At 71.8% G+C, this 17,237-nt stretch carries 14 protein-coding genes; 8 read left to right on the top strand and 6 right to left on the bottom strand.

Annotated elements, in window-relative coordinates; genetic code table 11:
- The first annotated feature begins 296 nt into the window (after positions 1-296).
- The 4 genes from ACU6P3_RS08330 to ACU6P3_RS08315 all read left to right on the top strand — a co-directional run bounded on the left by ACU6P3_RS08330 (position 297) and on the right by ACU6P3_RS08315 (position 6,165).
- Complete coding sequence (locus tag ACU6P3_RS08330; RefSeq protein WP_447196560.1) at positions 297-1,526, top strand: glycosyltransferase; 1,230 nt, start codon at positions 297-299, stop codon at positions 1,524-1,526.
- Between the two features lie 484 nt (positions 1,527-2,010).
- The gene (locus ACU6P3_RS08325) at positions 2,011-3,027 is read left to right on the top strand and encodes a DUF7847 domain-containing protein (RefSeq protein WP_447196559.1); all 1,017 of its coding nucleotides are present in this window, start codon (positions 2,011-2,013) and stop codon (positions 3,025-3,027) included.
- Positions 3,028-3,041: 14 nt separating this feature from the next.
- Positions 3,042-3,764 (top strand): alpha/beta fold hydrolase, encoded by a 723-nt coding sequence (locus ACU6P3_RS08320; protein ID WP_447196558.1) that lies wholly within the window; start codon positions 3,042-3,044, stop codon positions 3,762-3,764.
- A gap of 184 nt (positions 3,765-3,948) precedes the next feature.
- Positions 3,949-6,165 carry a transglycosylase domain-containing protein gene (locus tag ACU6P3_RS08315; RefSeq protein ID WP_447196557.1) on the top strand — a complete coding sequence of 739 codons (2,217 nt, stop codon included), beginning with the start codon at positions 3,949-3,951 and terminating at the stop codon, positions 6,163-6,165.
- 64 nt (positions 6,166-6,229) lie between these two features.
- Here the strand turns inward: ACU6P3_RS08315 and ACU6P3_RS08310 are convergent, their stop codons facing one another.
- Entirely contained in the window at positions 6,230-6,433 is a 204-nt protein-coding gene (locus ACU6P3_RS08310) for a DUF397 domain-containing protein (protein ID WP_447196556.1), read from the bottom strand.
- The gene (locus ACU6P3_RS08305; RefSeq protein WP_344277652.1) at positions 6,412-7,257 is read right to left on the bottom strand and encodes a helix-turn-helix domain-containing protein; all 846 of its coding nucleotides are present in this window, start codon (positions 7,255-7,257) and stop codon (positions 6,412-6,414) included. The genes ACU6P3_RS08310 and ACU6P3_RS08305 overlap by 22 nt, the downstream gene beginning before the upstream one ends.
- A 199-nt stretch (positions 7,258-7,456) precedes the next feature.
- Here ACU6P3_RS08305 and ACU6P3_RS08300 point away from each other — a divergent pair, with 199 nt between their 5' ends.
- Positions 7,457-7,888 (top strand): hypothetical protein, encoded by a 432-nt coding sequence (locus ACU6P3_RS08300; RefSeq protein WP_447196555.1) that lies wholly within the window; start codon positions 7,457-7,459, stop codon positions 7,886-7,888.
- A gap of 91 nt (positions 7,889-7,979) precedes the next feature.
- Here ACU6P3_RS08300 and ACU6P3_RS08295 read toward each other — a convergent pair whose 3' ends face one another.
- Positions 7,980-9,173, bottom strand: coding sequence for a multidrug effflux MFS transporter (locus tag ACU6P3_RS08295; RefSeq protein WP_447196554.1), 1,194 nt, complete (start codon positions 9,171-9,173; stop codon positions 7,980-7,982).
- A gap of 238 nt (positions 9,174-9,411) precedes the next feature.
- Positions 9,412-10,593, bottom strand: coding sequence for a methyltransferase domain-containing protein (locus ACU6P3_RS08290; RefSeq protein WP_447196553.1), 1,182 nt, complete (start codon positions 10,591-10,593; stop codon positions 9,412-9,414).
- Between the two features lie 438 nt (positions 10,594-11,031).
- Between ACU6P3_RS08290 and ACU6P3_RS08285 the strand changes: the two genes are divergently transcribed.
- Positions 11,032-12,429, top strand: a complete 1,398-nt coding sequence (locus ACU6P3_RS08285) for an extracellular catalytic domain type 1 short-chain-length polyhydroxyalkanoate depolymerase (RefSeq protein WP_447197808.1) — start codon at positions 11,032-11,034, stop codon at positions 12,427-12,429.
- A gap of 127 nt (positions 12,430-12,556) precedes the next feature.
- On the opposite strand, the gene nadA is transcribed toward ACU6P3_RS08285, so the two are convergent.
- On the bottom strand, positions 12,557-13,789 hold the full coding sequence (gene nadA, locus ACU6P3_RS08280) for a quinolinate synthase NadA (RefSeq protein WP_447196552.1): 1,233 nt from the start codon (positions 13,787-13,789) through the stop codon (positions 12,557-12,559).
- Between the two features lie 278 nt (positions 13,790-14,067).
- Here nadA and ACU6P3_RS08275 point away from each other — a divergent pair, with 278 nt between their 5' ends.
- On the top strand, positions 14,068-14,424 hold the full coding sequence (locus tag ACU6P3_RS08275) for an iron-sulfur cluster assembly accessory protein (RefSeq protein ID WP_030745999.1): 357 nt from the start codon (positions 14,068-14,070) through the stop codon (positions 14,422-14,424).
- A 120-nt stretch (positions 14,425-14,544) separates the two neighbouring features.
- Here the strand turns inward: ACU6P3_RS08275 and ACU6P3_RS08270 are convergent, their stop codons facing one another.
- Positions 14,545-16,068 (bottom strand): hypothetical protein, encoded by a 1,524-nt coding sequence (locus ACU6P3_RS08270; protein WP_447196551.1) that lies wholly within the window; start codon positions 16,066-16,068, stop codon positions 14,545-14,547.
- A 185-nt stretch (positions 16,069-16,253) separates the two neighbouring features.
- Here ACU6P3_RS08270 and ACU6P3_RS08265 point away from each other — a divergent pair, with 185 nt between their 5' ends.
- Positions 16,254-17,228 carry a carbohydrate kinase family protein gene (locus ACU6P3_RS08265; protein ID WP_344277667.1) on the top strand — a complete coding sequence of 325 codons (975 nt, stop codon included), beginning with the start codon at positions 16,254-16,256 and terminating at the stop codon, positions 17,226-17,228.
- The last annotated feature ends 9 nt before the right edge of the window (positions 17,229-17,237 follow it).

The following is a 17,237-nucleotide window of genomic DNA, read 5'->3' as shown; positions in this document are numbered from 1 at the left end:
GGTGCCGGAACCGGCCACCAGAACGCCACAGCGATGATTGATCGACGAACGAGGGCCTGTCAATGGGCGCCCGGCCGGGTGTGCGAAGAGCCCCGTCCGAACCAGTCGAGCACTCGCGCCGAAGTGTCGTACCGCAGGACGTATCAGGGATTTCCGGTCCCGGGCGAGGCATCCGCCGGCCCTCTTCGGCGGGCACCCCCGCAGGTGACCCGGCGCGGCGGGGGGCTTGCGCGAGGACCCGGGTCGTACCGCAGAATCACTGGCCGGTGCCGGAACCTAGGGAAACGGGAATCCGCATGCGGGTGTTGTTGTCGACGTACGGCTCGCGCGGGGACGTCGAACCGCTGGTCGCGCTCGCGGCGCGGTTACGGCGACTCGGCGCGGAAGTGCGGGTGTGCGCGCCACCGGACGACGAGTGCGCGGAGTCGCTGGCCGGCGTCGGCGTGCCGCTGGTGCCGGTCGGCGAGTCGGCGCGCTCGCTCATGCACGGGGAGACGCCTCCGTCGGCCGCGGACCTGGCCCGGCGCCGTGTCGAGATGGTCGCCGAACAGTTCGACACGGTCGCCGCGGCGGCCGAGGGGTGCGACGCGCTGGTGGCGGCCGGCCTGATGCAGGTCGCCGCGCGGTCGGTGGCCGAGAAACGACGCATCCGCTACGTGTACGCGAGCTACCATCCGGTCAGCCTGCCGTCACCGCACCATCCGCCGCCGCCGCGGCCGGGCTGGTCGCCGCCCCCGGAGGGAGCCGACAACCAGGTGCTGTGGGACCAGGACGCCCTGGGTGTCAACGAGTTGTTCGCCCCGGCGCTCAACACCCACCGGGCGTCGATCGGTCTGCCCGCGGTGGATGACGTCCGCGGCCATGTCTTCACCGGTCACCCGTGGCTGGCGGCCGACCCGGTCCTGGGCCCGTGGCAGGAGACGGCGGGCCTCGACGTCGTACAGACCGGCGCGTGGGTCCGCCAGGACACCCGCCCGCTGCCGGACGAACTGGAGGCGTTCCTGGACGCCGGCGACCCACCGGTGTACGTGGGATTCGGCAGCATGCGCGCCCCGGAGGACATTGCCCGGGTGGCCGTCGAGGCGGTCCGCGCGCGGGGGCGCCGCGCACTCGTCTCCCGTGGCTGGGCGGGCCTGACCCTGACCGACGAGGGTGACGACTGTTTCGCCGTCGGTGAGGTCAACCATCAGGCGTTGTTCGGCCGGGTGGCCGCCGTCGTGCACCACGGCGGCGCGGGTACGACGACGACCGCGGCCAGGGCCGGCGCGCCCCAGGTGGTGGTGGCCCAGATGGTGGACCAGCCGTACTGGGCGGGCCGGGTGGCCGGGCTGGGCATCGGCGCGGCACACGACGGTCCGACTCCGACCGTCGGGTCCTTGTCCGCCGCGCTCGGAGTGGCCCTGGCCCCCGGGACCCGCGCGCGGGCGGCCGAGGTGGCCGGCACGGTCCGCACCGACGGTGCGGCGGCCGCCGCGAGGCTGCTGCTCGACGCGGTCGGCCGCGGCGGGCCGCCCGTGTCCGTGTGAGCCGAGGCGCCGACGACCGCGCGTGCCTGGCCGGGGCCTGCAGGCAGGCTCCGGCGCGTGGCACGCCGGCGCGGCCGAACCGTAACCATTTGCCCGGTGCTTTGCGTCTTTGCTGTCGTACGTGCCCGCCGACCCGTGCCACGACGATACTCCGCCCCTGCCGCGCGACGGTCGCTCAAGGCCGGGCGCGGGGACGGAACGATACGGAACGACGGCAAGGCCGTTGAGGTACGGAGAGCGGGGCAACGACGTGACGGAGCGGGAACAGGGCAAACGGAGCGCGGCCGGAGCCGGGCCGCACGAGGCCGGAGCCGGGCCCCGGCCGGCCGGCTCCGGTCCGCGGGGGACCGGGCGACCACTCACCGGCCCCGGAGGAGCGTCGCCCGCCGGGTCCAGGGAGGTGTCTCCTGTCGGCTCCGGGGAAGCGTCGTCCACCGGCCTTGAGGGAGCGTCGTCCACGCGTCCCGGGGACGTCCCGCCGCCGGTGCCGCCCTTCACCGTTCTCGCCCGCCACCGGCGGGAACTGTACGGCCTGAGCCTGCGGGTGACCGCGCTGACGGCCGTCGTCGGAGCGCTGATCCTGGGCGGCTGGTTCGCCGCCGCCTGGCCCACCACCGTCGAGGCCCAGGGGTACCTGAACCGGATCCGCGCCATGGAGGACCCGCCCGTGGGCTACTCGCTGGAGACCTTCGAGCAGATGCTCGTGCTCAGCCTGGTGCTCATATCCCTGCTGGTGACCTTGGCCGGGTTCGTGACCTCCGCGCTGCTCACCGGGCACGTACTCACGGCCGCCCGCGCGGCCGGGGGCCGCCGGACCGGCCCCGGTGGACTGTGGCGGGCTACCCGGTCCCGGCTGCCGCGGGCCGTCGCCGCACAGTTCCTGGCGGGGCTGTTCGTCCTCGGCCTGCTCCTGATCGCCTTCATCCTGACCTTCGGGATCCACGACAACGCGTTCCTGGGCGAGGACAGCCGGGACTTCACCTTCCCTCCCGAACTGCTGACCGTACCCCTGGGTGTCGTGCTGCCGGTGGTGCTGACCGGTGTCGCGGTGTTCCTGGGTGTCCGCTTCTTCGTGGCCGCGACGGTGGCCGCGCTGGAGGACCTGTCCGCGGTCACCGCGCTGCGTCGTTCCTGGTCGTTGGTCCGGGGCGCATGGTTCCGGACCGCGGGGACGGCGTTGCTGGTCGTCGCCGTGACGGTGGCGGGATACGTCCTGCTCCAGTACCTGACCGACCCGCTCGGCGCGCTCTTCCCGGCCACGCTCGACGGCAACCAGTTCGAGGCGGACCTCGTCGCCGAACTCGTACCCGTGGGCCTGGCGCTGCTGCTCACCCCGCTGCTGACCATGCCGGTGGTGTATCCGACGGTCGCCTGGCTCACGCTGCACCTGATGTACCGGCACGACTCCGGCTTCCCTAAACGGGACGGTGTCCCGTATCTTCAAACGGGACGGCGTCCCGTTTGTTTGGGCGGCAGATCGAGGCCCGGCGGTCACGCCTGAACGGAGCGAGAGTCATGTCGACATATCTGCTGGTGCACGGTGCCTGGCACAGCGGGCAGTGCTGGGAGCGGGTGACCCCGCTGCTGGCGTCGGCCGGGCATCGGGTGCTGGCGCCGTCACTGACCGGCTACGGCGACAAGCGGCATCTGCTCGGCCCGGAGACGGGGCTTGACACGCACGTCGATGACGTCGTCAGGCTGATCGCCGAGGAAGATCTCACCGAGGTGGTGCTCGTGGGGCACAGCTACGCCGGGCTGGTCATCTCGTCCGTGGCCAATCAGCTCCCGGACCGGATCGCGCGTCTGGTCTACCTCGACGCGATGGTCCCGGAGGACGGCGAGAGCGCGGCCGATGTCCAGCCCGCGACCCGGGCCCTGATCGACCTCGCCGCGAAGTCCGACAGCGGCTGGCGGGTTCCGCCGCTCCCCGAGATGGAGCCGCCCTTCGGTCTGTTCGGGGTCACCGACCCGGCGGACGTCGCCTGGCTGCGCACCATGCTCTCGGACCAGCCGGTGCGCTGCCTCCAGCAGCCGGTCCGGCTGGACAACCCCGCCGTGCGGGCGGTCCCACGGACGCACATCCACTGCACGGTCAAGCCGGAGGGCATTCCCCGGCGCCCCGTCCCCGCGATGGAGCCCGACGGTACTCCGGCGCAGGTGTGGGAGTTGCCGACCGGTCACGACTGCATGATCACCATGCCGGTCGAGCTGGCCGAACTCCTGCTCAAGCTCGGCTGACCCGTCCCCCCGGCGCCAACCGCCTCGGCGGGGTATGTCCTCGGGATGCGTCCGCCGCCAAACCCGCAGGGGTGTGGAGACCTGGTGAAGAAACCAACCGGTGTTACCTTCCCGAGATCTCTCTTCGTGATTCCGGCGCCACACCAGTGGCGCCGGATGCCCCGAGGAGCGAGGTCCCCCGTCGATGAAATCGATGAAGTCGATGAAGCCGCCCCGTACGCGCCGCCACCCGGGAAGCGCGGTCCGGGCGGAGCAGGGCGCCGGAGAAGCCGGGCAAGGGAAGGCCGGGCAGGAGGAGACAGGGCAGGAGGAGACAGAGGAGGGGAAGACCCGGCAGGGAAAGATCCGGCAGGGAAAGATCCGGCAGGGGGAGACCCGGCAGGGAAAGACCGGACGGCGGAAGGCCGCAGGGCGCTGCTCCGGCGCCCGGCGATCCGGCGGGCGGAAGAGCGGGCGCCGCGTCGACTTCCCCCGGGCCGGACGGACCGGCCTACGCCGCTGGATACCGTCCTGGCGGCTGCTCTCGGGCCTGTCGGCGCTGGGCGCCGCCGTCCTGGGCGGCCTGTTCGCCGTCCTCTACCTCCAGCTCGACCTGCCTGCCGCCCACCGCGAGGCCTCCCAGCAGGCCACCGTCTACTACTGGGCCGACGGCAGCCGCATGGTGAGCGTGGGTGACGTGAACCGGCAGGACGTCACGCTCGACCACATCCCCGCCTCCGTACGGAACGCCGTCGTCGCGGCCGAGAACGAGGACTTCTACGACGATTTCGGCGTCTCGGTCATGGGCATCGCCCGCGCGGCCCTCTCCGTCCTCGGCGGCGGCGAGACCCAGGGCGGCTCCACCATCACGCAGCAGTACGTGAAGAACAGGTACCTGACCCAGGAACAGACCGCGACCCGCAAGATCAAGGAGTTCGTCCTCGCCCTGAAGGTCAGCAACCGCATGACCAAGCCGGAGATCCTGGAGGGATACCTCAACACCAGCTGGTTCGGCCGCGACTCGTACGGGATCCAGGCCGCGGCGCACGCGTACTACGGCGTCCCCGCGAGCGAGCTGAACCCCAGCCAGTCCGCGCTGCTCGCCACCGTCCTCAAGGGCGCGGACAGCTACGACCCCTCCCTCAGCGCCGCCAACCACCGGCGCGCCGTGGACCGTTGGTCCTGGGTGCTCGACCGGCAGGTGGAGACCGGCGCGCTGACCGCCGAGGAGCGCGCGGAGTACACCACCTTCCCCGAGCCGAAGAAGCCGGCCAAGCCGACGAGCCAGGCCGGGCAGATCGGCTACCTGGTCGACATCGCCAACAAGTACATCAAGCGCCGCACCGGCCTCAGCGGCAAGGACCTCGCCCTCGGCGGCTACCGCATCCGCACCACCTTCGAGAAGAGCAAGGTGCGGGCCCTGGCGAAGGCGGTGGACCGGGTGCGCGAGGAGAAGCTCGACCCGAAGAAGCGCGCGGCCGACCGTGACGTACAGGTGGGAGCGGCCTCGATACGCCCCCGGGACGGCGCGATCGTCGCCGCGTACGGCGGTTCCGACGCCGTGGAGCACTTCACCAACAACGCGGACACCTCGGGCGTCCCGGTGGGCTCGGCGTTCAAGCCGTTCGTGTACGCGGCGGTGCTCGAACACGGCGCAGTGCCCGAGGCGGTGGCCGCGGAACCGGACATCGCCCCCGCGAGCGGCCCCGCCACGGCCGGTCGGGCCGACGGCGGCCTGTCCGGGGCCCTGGTGGCGGAGGAGAACGCGCCCTACGTCCGGGCGGGCGAGAAAGTCGGACTGCGCGAGGTCCGGGACACGGCGGTCAGGTCCGGGCTGCTCGAGGAGAGCCTGGCCGAACTGGAACCGACGTTCTCCATCGGCACCTCGACCCCCAGCGTCGTACGGATGGCGGGCGCGTACGCGACCTTCGTCAACAAGGGCACCCGGAGCGAGCCGTACGCGGTGACCGAGGTGGAGCGGGACGGTACCGTGATCGACGGCCTCGACCCGCCCCGCCCCGTGGCGGCGATGGACCCGGAGGTGGCCGCCGTGGTGAGCGCTTCGCTCTCGGAGGTGGCGGCCGGCGCGATCCCCTCGACGAGCGACTTCCGGCTCGGCCCGAACGTCCTGGGAGCCAAGACGGGACGCAACGACCGTCTGAGGTCCGCCTGGTACATCGGCGCCACCCGGGGCCTGAGCACCGCCGTCACCATGTTCCGTACCGACCCCGAGAAGGGACACCTGCTGGGTATGAACGGGGTCGGCGGGCAGGACTCCGAACGGGGCAGCGTGCTCCCGCCCCTGGTCTGGCACGCCTACCAACGCGCCGTCGACCCCGACTCGCTGTCGGGGAGCCCGCTGCTTCCCGCGCTACCGGCGCCGGCCGCGATCGCGCCGGCCGCGATCGCGCCGTCGGCGTGAGGGAGGGGGTGTCATGTGCGACGGCCGTACTGGCGGTCGGCCGGGACGGGCGGTTTGCGCTGTGCTAGGCCCGAGCCTTGAGGGTCGCGACGAAGGCATTCCAGGCGGGGGTGGGGACGATGAGGGCGGGGGCGTGGGGGGTCTTGCTGTCGCGTACGGGGACGACGCCGGGGTAGTCCTCGGTGATCTCGACGCACTCGCCCCCGTTGGTATTGCTGTAGCTGCTCTTGCGCCAGCGGGCACCGCTCAGCTGGGGGGGTTGTCGCATGTCCGGTACTCCTCCATCACCTTCTGGATCAATGCCGCTGACTCCGTCAACGGCAGAGCGTTGGCGCGCACCACCTCGTACTGCCGTCGCCATTTCCTCACGGTCTCCCTGTCTTCGTACAGGTAACCGGCCTCAATGCTCTCTTCGTAGGCCACTGTGGAGCCGTTGGGGAGTGTCAGCAGGGTCAGTGCGCCGCCCATCAGCGCGTGTGGACCCGCCCGGAACGGCATCACTTGAACCTTACTGTGGGGAGTATCCACCTGCGCGAGCAGTGAGGCCAGTTGTCGGCGCATGCACGCTTCGTCGCCGACCTGTCGCCGGAGTGCCTCTTCGTCGATGATGGCCCAGCGATATGGAGGCGAATCGGAGCGCTGGCGCTCCTGACGGGACATCCGGGCGGCGACGCGGGCTTCGATCTCGTCCTTGGACGCGTCGTCCTGGCACCTGAGCAGCGCTCGGGCGGACGCCTCCGTTTGCAGAAGGCCAGGCAGCACCTGGGAACTGTGCTGCTCGATGACAACGGCCTGAGCCTCGAAGTCCATGTACCGCCGGTACTGGTCCGGATGCGCCTCCCGTTTCGCCAACTCGTACAGCCCGTGGAAGTGCTGGTCCGTACCGAACGCCGCGTCCAGTCGCGCCGGCAGGTCGGGCGGCGGCATCAGCTCCGCCGTCTCGACCCGGGCCAGCGTGCTCTTGCTGGAGTTCAGGACGTCCGCGAGCTGCACGAGCGACAGCTTCGCGCGCTCCCGGTGGCGGCGCTGTTCGGAGCCGAAGTAGTGGCGCGCGGACAGGTAGGGAGTCAGTTCCTGGGGCGTGAACCTCATGCTTCGGTCACCTCTCGGCCGGCCGTCATCCCGTATCCAACGCTGGGACGAGACGCCTCTGTTGTGGACCCATGTCACACGGTGACGATGGATGTGCACAAGGTAACCACTCGTCATGGGCCGCGCCACCGCTTGCCGGGAAGCCGCACAAGCCCCATGGCGGCGGTGTGGACGAGGCGAAGAGGGAGCGGAGAGCGGTATGGACCCACGACATGCGCGGGCAGACGCGCGGAGCGCAACGTACGACACAAAAGACGCCTCGCTGCGGCTGCTGCCCTGGACCACACCGGACGGCAGACCGTGTTACCTGAGCGCCGCCGGCCCCGACAGCCGTATGTCGCGGCTGGCCGACGAGGTGGAGGAGGACCTGCTGGCCTCGGCGGAGCACTTGCTGGCCGACATCAAGTCCCCGCCCGCGCCCACGTCCGTGCCCGACGACGCCGACCCGTCCGAGCTGCGCCGCATGGTCGCGTGTCTGGTCGACGCGCTGCGTACCACGTTACGGATCGCCGTCAGCCGGGGCGCCAGGCTGCCGCCGTCCGAGACGGCCGAGCCGTGTGAGCACCGGAGGACGGAAGTGCGCGCGGGCAAGGTCTGCTGTGACGCCTGCGGGCAGCAGATCTATCTGTGAGCCCACGCGCGGCGGGCGTCTTCCGGGGGTTCGCTCCTCGTCAGGCGCTCACCGGGTGGCGGAAGGCCGGCCGGGCCGGGGCCCCAGGTCCTCAACGGCCGACGGCGTCCGCCCGCCCGGCCCACCGCGCCGCGAGCAACGTCACCGCCCCGCATGCCGTCATCGCGCCGAACACCGGCACCGCCGTCTCCGCGCCGGCCAGCCCCACGAGCGGGGCGACCGCCGCGCCCAGTGCGCTCTGGGCCGTGCCGAGCAGGGCGGAGCCGGTGCCGGCGGCGTGAGGCACGCGGGCGAGGGCCAGGGCGGTGGCGTTGCCGGTCACCAGGCCGAGGCCGCCGCACGTGAGGGCGGTGAGGGACAGGCAGACGAGCGGGGTCAGCGCCCCGGCCAGGGCGGCCGCGAGAAGCGACGCGGCGCCCACGCACATCGCGTACGCGCCGGTGCGCAGCAGCCGTTCCGGTTCGGTCCGCGCGGCGAGCCGGGCCCCGACGGCGCCGGTCAGGGCGGTGCACACGGCGCCGCAGGCGAAGACCGCCGACGACGCGCCGACGCTCAGCCCGAGCACCCGCTGGAGCACGAAGGGCGCTCCGGCGATGTAGGAGAAGAGGGCGCCGAAGGCGAAGGTGAAGGCGAGGGAGTACCCGGCGTACGCGCGGTCCCTCGTCATCTCCCTTACGGTACGCAGGAGTTCCCGGCCACCGCCCCCGCGCCGCCGGCCTGGGGGGAGGCTCTCGGGTACGGCGACGAGGACGGCACCGGCCACCAGCAGCGCGACGCCGGCCAGCACCGTGAACACCCCGCGCCAGCCGACGGCCTCGATCACCAGTCCACCGGCGAGCGGCGCGAGCACCGGCGCGAGCCCGGCGAGCGCCATCAGCACGCCCAACAACCGTGCCGCGACAGCGCCTTCGGCGATGTCCGTCACCACGGCCCGTCCGATCACCACCCCGGCGGCCCCACCGAACCCGGCGAGGAACCGCCCCGCGACCACCCCGTCGAGCCCGGGCGCCACGGCACACACTCCCGTCGCCACGGCACACCCACCCGCCCCCACCAACAACGGCAGCCGCCGCCCGTACCGGTCCGAGACGGGCCCGAAGACCAGATGCCCGAGTGTCATCCCGACCAGGAACGCGGCCAGCGTGACCTGGACGCCGGGCGCGTCGGTCCGCAGGTCGACGGCCATGCGCGGGAAGGCGGGCAGGTACATGTCGGTGGACAGGGGTCCGACGAAACAGAGCAGGACGAGCGCGGCGACGAGCCGACGGCGGGGCGGAGGGCACACGGCGAGGCAACCTCTGGCTTCCGGAAGGGAAAGGAACCGGGAGGGGGAGAGGGGGATTGCCGGAGCGGACACCAGCTCCAAGAACCGCGGGCCGAGGCGGAGCGAGGCTCACGAACGCCCGGGCGGCGCTGCCGACTTTACGCGAAGTAGGGCCGGCGAGGCACCGGACGGGCCCCGGACCCGCGTGGACGCTCCCGTACGGCGGGCCCGGTACACCTGCCCCGTCCGCCGCCGGATGTCAGACCGTGGCCGCCACCGGGTGGTCCGGGTCGTCGAGCCACGCGACGTGATTGCCGTCGGTGTCCACGGTCATGCCGTATCGCCCGGGTCCGGGCTCGCCCGCGCTTCGCCACCGGTCGCGGGCCGTTTCCACCTCGTTCCACAGACGGCGAGGGCCGTGCTGCCAGACGGTGAACCGTTCGTCCGTACGGCCGTCCCAGTCCACGGCCGCCCACGATCCGGTGTCCGTGGTGGCCAGCCACAACCGGGAAGTCACCCCGGGCACATCGGGATTGTCGTGCCAGGCGTGCCAGACATCGGGCAGTTGGAGGCCGATGGAGAACCGGGCTGCCCAGGCGTCACCGGTGACGGACCATGGGGACACGGTGGTGGACGATTCGGTTGGTACGTGTTCCTCCCGCACGACGTCCCGGTAGATCCGGAGGTCGGTGCGCTGGTTGCGCATCAGCATGAACGCTCCGTGCGGAGCGAACCAGCCGGATGCCGCTCCGTCCTCACCCGCCGTCAGGCGGAGAAGCCCGTAACAGAACCAGGGAGTCTCCCAAGGTGTGAGGATCAACCCGCCCGGTGCCGTCTGTCGTACCCAGGAATCCGGGATCCTCCGCACGGAGCAGGTGGCGATGACCCGGTCGTACGGAGCGGCACCGGGGACTCCGGCGGCTCCGTCGCCGCTGAGCACCGTGGGTTCCAGGCCGACGTTCCTCAGGTGGGACGCGGCTCGGGCGGACAGTGCCGGGTCCACTTCGACGGTGGTCACGTTCTCGGCACCCGCCCGGTGGGCCAGCAGACCGGCGTTCCAGCCGGTGCCCGCCCCGATTTCGAGCACCTTGTGGCCGTCCTCGACGTCCAGCATGTCGAGCATGCGGAACACGACGGACGGGGCGGACGCCGAGCACGACGCCCATCGTTGCTCGTCGTCGTGCGGCACGCGGCCGTCATTGATCTGTGTGACCGCCGATTCGTCCGCGTAGGCATGTCGGAGCCAGGCCTCGGGGGCCGCGCTCCGGTCGCACGGCTCCAATTCGGCACCGACCCACATACGTCGGGGAAGGAACCGGTGCCGGGGCACGGCCCAGAACGCCTGCTCCCACTCACGGCTCAGGGGAGTGCCCAGTTCGTGGTTCACGGTGTTGAGCAGACCGCGCATGGCGATGCGCTCGGCGTCACCGACACGCAACACCGTTCCGCCTATCGCTTCTTGTGCTTGGGTTCGGGCCGCGGGGCTTTCGTGTCCTGCGACGCGATCCACGCTATCGACGGCCCACTGCCGCGCCGAGGGATTCATCTGCGCACCACTCCAAGGCGTGAACGTCCACCCCGCTCCTGCGGTCCGGGGCTCACGAGCGGCAGGACGAACCGCCGGAAGCCGAAGATCTCCGGCGGTTCATCGATTCTTCGCCATCCGCGTGGGAGCGCTTCCACGGGGGATCCGCGCGTGACACGATGCGCCGCGAAGCCTTGCCAGGACCACCGGCGGGCCGCTGTTCCAGCACCCCGCCACCCCGCTCGCTCGACGTTCTTCTCCTGTTCCGCCGCCGTCCGTTCGCCGGGCGACACCCCCCACGAGCCGTGACCAGGAAGGACCGAAGACGTGTATGTATCCACGACCGCCGACGACATGACGAGGAGAACGCCGCGGCCCGTGCTGCTCGGCGCGTTCCTCGCCGCGCTCGCGCTGGTGCTCGCCGTGCCGTTGCTTCCCGCGCGCCCGGCGGCCGCCGCCGTACCGCCCGCTTCCGCCCCGCCCCCGGCCCGTACGGCCGCCACCGCGACCACCGCGACCACCACGTCCGCCGGCGTATCCGCCCCCGCCGCCGCCCTCACCGAAGTGACGAACTTCGGCAGCAACCCCAGCAATCTGCGCATGTACGTGTACGTCCCGGACAGCGTCACCGCGCGCCCCGCGGTTCTGGTGGCCGTGCACTACTGCGGGGGCTCCGGGCCGGTGTTCCACTCCGGTACCGAGTTCGCCTCGCTGGCCGACCGCTACGGGTTCATCGTCGTCTACCCGTCCGTCACCCGCAGCAGCAAGTGCTTCGACGTCTCCTCGCCCCAGGCGCTGCGCCGGGGCGGGGGCAGCGACCCCGTGGGCATCAAGTCCATGGTCGACTGGGTGACCCGCACCTACGGCGCGGACACCGGCCGGACCTATGTCACCGGCGCCTCCTCCGGCGCGATGATGACCAACGTCCTGCTCGGCGACTACCCGGACGTCTTCGCCGCGGGCGCCGCGTTCGCGGGGGTGCCGTTCGGGTGCTTCGCCACCACCGACGGCTCCGAGTGGAACAGCGCGTGCGCGAACGGCACCGTCAGCCGTACCCCGCAGCAGTGGGGCGACCTGGTCCGGGCCGCCTACCCCGGCTACACCGGGGCCCGGCCGCGCATGCAGTTGTGGCACGGCACCGAGGACGCCGTCCTGCGCTACCCCAACTTCGGTGAGGAGGTCAAACAGTGGACGAACGCGCACGGTCTCTCCCAGACGCCCGCGCGGACCGACTCGCCGCAGAGCGGCTGGACGCGTACCCGTTACGGCTCCACCGGTGACCAGGCGGCCGTCGAGGCCATCAGCCTCCAGGGCGTCGGCCACAACGTGCCCACCGGGGGCATGGCCGCCCGCGTCATCACGTTCTTCGGCCTGGACGGCGGCGGCGAACCGGGCCCCGGACCCGGACCCGGCCCCGGTCCAGAACCCCAGCCCGGCACCTGCCGGGTGTCCGTCACCACCAACGCGTGGAACACCGGCCTCACCGCCTCGGTGACCCTCACCAACACCGGCACGTCCGCCGTGAACGGCTGGAAGCTCAGCTTCACCCTGCCCCCGGGCCAGACCATCACCTCGGGCTGGGGCGCCACCTACACGCCGTCCGGATCCGCCGTGACCGCCACCAGCCTCACGTACAACGGCACGATCGAACCGGGCGCCGGTGTCACCATCGGCTACCAGGCCGGCCATACGGGCAGCAGCGCGGCCCCGACGGCCTTCGCGCTCAACGGCGCGGACTGCGCCGTCGTCTGAGGCCGGTGGCCATGCGGTCCGCCGGGGCCCAGGCGCCTTCGGACGCCTCCGGGCCCCGGCGGGCAGGGGCGTGCACCCCGCCGTCGCGGCCTCACGGCCCCGCGACTACGACGGCGCTGCGACGGTGCTACGGCAGCGCCAGCATCCGCTCCAGCGCGAGCTGTGCGAAGTCCGACGTCTTCCGGTCGACCTGGATGCGGTTGACCTCCTTGCCGTCCGCCAGCGACTCCAGCGTCCAGACCAGGTGCGGAAGGTCGATCCGGTTCATCGTCGAGCAGAAGCAGACCGTCCGGTCGAGGAAGACGATCTCCTTGCCCTCCGGAGCGAAACGATTCGCCAGACGCTGGACCAGGTTCAGCTCCGTCCCTATCGCCCACTTCGAGCCCGCCGGGGCCTCCTCCAGTGCCTTGATGATGTACTCCGTCGAACCGACGTAGTCCGCCGCCGCCACCACCTCGTGCTTGCACTCCGGGTGCACCAGGACGTTCACGCCCGGGATCCGGGCCCGTACGTCGCGCACCGAGTCCAGCGAGAAGCGGCCGTGCACGGAGCAGTGGCCGCGCCACAGGATCATCTTCGCGTCGCGCAGCTGCCGCTCGCTCAGGCCGCCGTTCGGCTTGTGCGGGTTGTAGACGACACAGTCGTCCAGGGACATCCCCAGGTCCCGGACCGCCGTGTTCCGTCCCAGGTGCTGGTCCGGGAGGAAGAGCACCTTCTCGCCCTGCTCGAAGGCCCAGGTCAGCGCGCGCCGCGCGTTCGAGGACGTGCAGATCGTGCCGCCGTGCTCGCCGGTGAAGGACTTGATGTCGGCGGAGGAGTTCATGTACGAGACGGGCACCACCCGGTCGGCTATGCCGGCGTCCGTCAGGACGTCCCAGCACTCCGCCACCTGCTCCGCCGTCGCCATGTCGGCCATCGAGCAGCCCGCGGCCAGGTCCGGCAGGATGACCTTCTGCTCGTCCGAGGTCAGGATGTCCGCGGACTCGGCCATGAAGTGCACACCGCAGAAGACGATGTACTCCGCGCCGGGGCGTGCCGCCGCGTCCCTGGCCAGCTTGAAGGAGTCACCGGTGACGTCCGCGAACTGGATGACCTCGTCGCGCTGGTAGTGGTGGCCGAGGACGAACACCTTGTCCCCGAGCCGCTCCTTCGCCGCCCGGGCGCGGGCCACCAGGTCCGGGTCGGACGGGGCCGGCAGGTCGCCGGGGCACTCCACCCCCCGCTCGCTGCGCGGGTCGGCGTCGCGGCCGAGCAGCAGCAGGGCGAGCGGTGTCGGCTCGACGGCGAGATCCTGAACCTGGCGGTCCCGGCTGTCCTGGTGGTCCTGGCGGAGATCCTGACGGGGCTGGGCCGTGGTCACGTCACGCACCCTTTCTGCTCAGGTGAAGCCCTTTTCGTCTAAATGACGTTATCTATCATAACCGCTTCACGTCACTTTGACGATGCCCATAGCGTCGATGTGACGCATCAGGGAGTCCGGCCGAGGTCCCGACGGCACGGGCCCGACCGGAGCCGCCATGCGTGTGCGAGCATGAGAAAGGGAAAGAGAAGCGCCAGGCCCGCCGGCCGAGGAATGAATCCGCTGCCGCGCCGGTTGCACTGTCGGCAAGCAGTCCGTACAACCCGGGAGAGAAGCAGATGTCCGTATCGGACGAGACCACCACCGTGAGCGACGGCATCCTCCTGTCCGACGCCGCTGCGGCCAAGGTCAAGGCCCTGCTGGACCAGGAAGGCCGGGACGACCTCGCGCTGCGCGTGGCCGTTCAGCCCGGTGGGTGCTCCGGCCTGCGCTATCAGCTGTTCTTCGACGAGCGTTCGCTGGACGGCGATGTCGTCAAGGACTTCGGTGGCGTGAAGGTCGTCACCGACCGGATGAGCGCCCCGTACCTGGGTGGCGCCTCCATCGACTTCGTCGACACGATCGAGAAGCAGGGCTTCACGATCGACAACCCGAACGCCACGGGTTCCTGCGCCTGCGGTGACTCCTTCAGCTGAGCGCGGGACGCGTCCGTCGCGCCACAGACGCGGCGCGACGCGTTCGTACGACGCGAAAGGCGGCGGTCCCTCGACCGCCGCCTTCGCCGTGCGCCGCCTTGACGGTCCTCCCGGAGAGGGCTACCGCTTCGCCGGGATCCTCTCGCCGGACGACGCGTTCACCACCTGCCGGCCGCCCAGCGGCCCGGCCAGCTCCACCGACACCTCCTGCTTCTTCGCCACCGCCACGCACATCGTCCCCGGCTCGGGCCCGTCGGCGGTCAGCCTCACCCTCACCGCCGTACCGCTCTCCTCGGCCCGGGCCGTGTACGTGGCGCACACACCACCCCAGTAGCTCAGCGTCAGGCTCCGGCCGTCCGCCGAGTACGAGGTGATCCCCGGGTCCGAGGTCTTCGTGCCCCCGCTCGGCGGCTCCGACGGCCGCGGTGACGTCACGAACCGCGGGTCCACCGCGGGGTGCGGAACCGGGTACGGCGGGACGCCCCCGCCCGGCGCCACCTCGAACAGCCACGACGGTACGAGCGCTTCCCGGCCGTCCACCGACCGCGCGGCCAGGGCGAACACCGCCTTCACGACCGTCGGCCGGCCGGCCGCCCCACCGGTCTCCGGCTCGTCTGCCCCCGCGTCCCCGCCGCCGTTCAGCTCCTTCAACGCCTCGTCCGCGCCGGTCACCGGGTACGTGTCTCCGCGCCGCGGCGCCTTCAGCCGGCCCGTGCCGCCCGTCACCTGCCCGTTCGCGTCCACCTGGATCCCCGTCGACCAGCCGTACGTCGGGAGCCCGCCGACCACCGGATCCGCGTTCACCACCCGGACCGCGCCCAGCGACTGCCGCGCGTCGAGCGCGGCGCCGTCCTGCCCCACCGCCTTCAGGACCGGAGCCGCCGCCCTCTTCGCGGCGGCCTCGCTCACCGCGTCCGCCGAGCCGGCCGCGTCCCCCGGGTCCGCGGAGCCCGTCCCGGTGCTTCCGCCTCCGACGCCTCCGACGCCTCCGGTGCTTTCGGGGACCGCCGGGCAGCTCTTGCCCTTGAGGCAGTTGTCACCGCGCTGCCCCGGTCCGTACCGGTCGAAGGTCCACACGCCCGGCGCCTGCTTGGCCACACGCAGCAGCGGTCCCGCTCCGTCCTTCTCCGCCCCCACGGTCCAGGACGTCGCGTCCGACCGGGGCGCGCCCGCGACTCCGAGCGACTTCGCCAGCAGGGTCACCTCGGCCGCCGTGACGGCGCCTTCCGCCCGGTACACCGGCGCCGCCCCGGGCCCTTCGGGCAGCTCGGCCCCGGCGCGGTAGGTCACCCCATGGGGATCCGGTTCGCCGGGCGCGATGCCGGGAGGCGGCGCGGGAGTTCCCTCCGCGGGCCCCGTCCCCTCCGCCGGTCCCGCCGGCCCGCTCCGTACGAGCGGGGTGTCGAACGCGAGCTGCGGCGGGTCCCCGTCCGCCCGACCGTCCCCGCCCGTGGCACCCGTGGCGCCGATGGCATCCGTCGCGCCCGTCGCCACGTACGTGCTGCCGCCCCCGGTGAGCAGGACCGCCGCGGTCACCGCCGCCATGGCGAGCCGGGACCGCCCCCGCCACCGGGGTCCCGCAGCGTCCTCGACCTCGTCCGTCCCGCCCTCGGGCCGCTGTCGCCGCCGCTCCACGCTGGTCACCGTCCCGCTCCTTCGGCCGCATACCGCCGTGTCGTCACGAACACCGGTGGGACGGAACGAACCGGCCGGCGGTTCCCGGCCGGGGCCATGGCCGGGGCCGGTGGTGTGACGGTCTTAGGAAACCTCGAGCGCGAACCGGTAGCGTGAACTGTCCACCGTTCTCCTTCATCAGGAGCGTTCACGCCGTGCGAATCGCAGTCACCGGCTCCATCGCCACCGACCATCTGATGACCTTCCCCGGCCGCTTCGCCGACCAGTTGGTCGCCGATCAGCTCCACACGGTCTCCCTCTCCTTCCTGGTCGACAACCTCGACGTACGCCGGGGCGGCGTCGCGGCGAACATCTGTTTCGGCATGGGCCAGCTGGGCACCCGGCCCATCCTCGTCGGGGCCGCCGGCGCGGACTTCGACGAGTACCGCGCCTGGCTCGACCGCCACGGCGTCGACACCTCCTCGGTCCGGATCTCCGAGGTCCTGCACACGGCCCGGTTCGTCTGTACGACGGACGCCGACCACAACCAGATCGGCTCGTTCTACGCCGGTGCCATGAGCGAGGCCCGGCTGATCGAGCTGAAGAAGGTCGCGGACCGCGTCGGCGGACTCGACCTCGTACTGATCGGCGCGGACGACCCCGAGGCGATGCTCCGCCACACCGAGGAGTGCCGCACCCGCTCCATCCCCTTCGCCGCCGACTTCTCGCAGCAGATCGCGCGCATGGACGGCGAGGAGGTCGGCACCCTGCTCGAAGGCGCCACCTACCTCTTCAACAACGAATACGAGAAGGGGCTCATCGAGTCCAAGACCGGCTGGAGCGACGAGGAGATCCTCGGCAAGGTCGGCCACCGCGTCACGACCCTCGGCAAGAACGGTGTCCGGATCGACCGGGCCGGCGAGGAACCGATCGTGGTCGGCTGCCCGGACGAGGAGACCAAGGCCGACCCCACCGGTGTCGGCGACGCGTTCCGCGCCGGGTTCCTGTCCGGGCTGTCGTGGGGCGTCGGCCTGGAGCGCGCCGCCCAGGTCGGCTGCATGCTCGCCACGCTGGTCATCGAGACGGTCGGCACGCAGGAGTACGAGCTGCGCCGCACCCACTTCATGGAGCGCTTCACCAAGGCGTACGGCCATGACGCGGCGGCCGAGGTCCAGGCCCACCTGAGCTGACCACCCCGA

This window comes from Streptomyces hebeiensis (assembly GCF_052983195.1).
Note: the sequence above shows the minus strand (reverse complement) of the source record. Positions and strands in the feature narration are given on the sequence as shown.

Bases quoted from the DNA above. Each gene is read 5' to 3' on its own strand.
- ACU6P3_RS08305 (WP_344277652.1), bottom strand. From the start codon at position 7,257: ATGAGGTTCACGCCCCAGGAACTGACTCCCTACCTGTCCGCGCGCCAC.
- ACU6P3_RS08275 (WP_030745999.1), top strand. From the start codon at position 14,068: ATGTCCGTATCGGACGAGACCACCACCGTGAGCGACGGCATCCTCCTG.
- ACU6P3_RS08330 (WP_447196560.1), top strand. From the start codon at position 297: ATGCGGGTGTTGTTGTCGACGTACGGCTCGCGCGGGGACGTCGAACCG.
- ACU6P3_RS08310 (WP_447196556.1), bottom strand. From the start codon at position 6,433: ATGCGACAACCCCCCCAGCTGAGCGGTGCCCGCTGGCGCAAGAGCAGC.
- ACU6P3_RS08315 (WP_447196557.1), top strand. From the start codon at position 3,949: ATGAAATCGATGAAGTCGATGAAGCCGCCCCGTACGCGCCGCCACCCG.
- ACU6P3_RS08285 (WP_447197808.1), top strand. From the start codon at position 11,032: ATGACGAGGAGAACGCCGCGGCCCGTGCTGCTCGGCGCGTTCCTCGCC.
- ACU6P3_RS08320 (WP_447196558.1), top strand. From the start codon at position 3,042: ATGTCGACATATCTGCTGGTGCACGGTGCCTGGCACAGCGGGCAGTGC.
- ACU6P3_RS08300 (WP_447196555.1), top strand. From the start codon at position 7,457: ATGGACCCACGACATGCGCGGGCAGACGCGCGGAGCGCAACGTACGAC.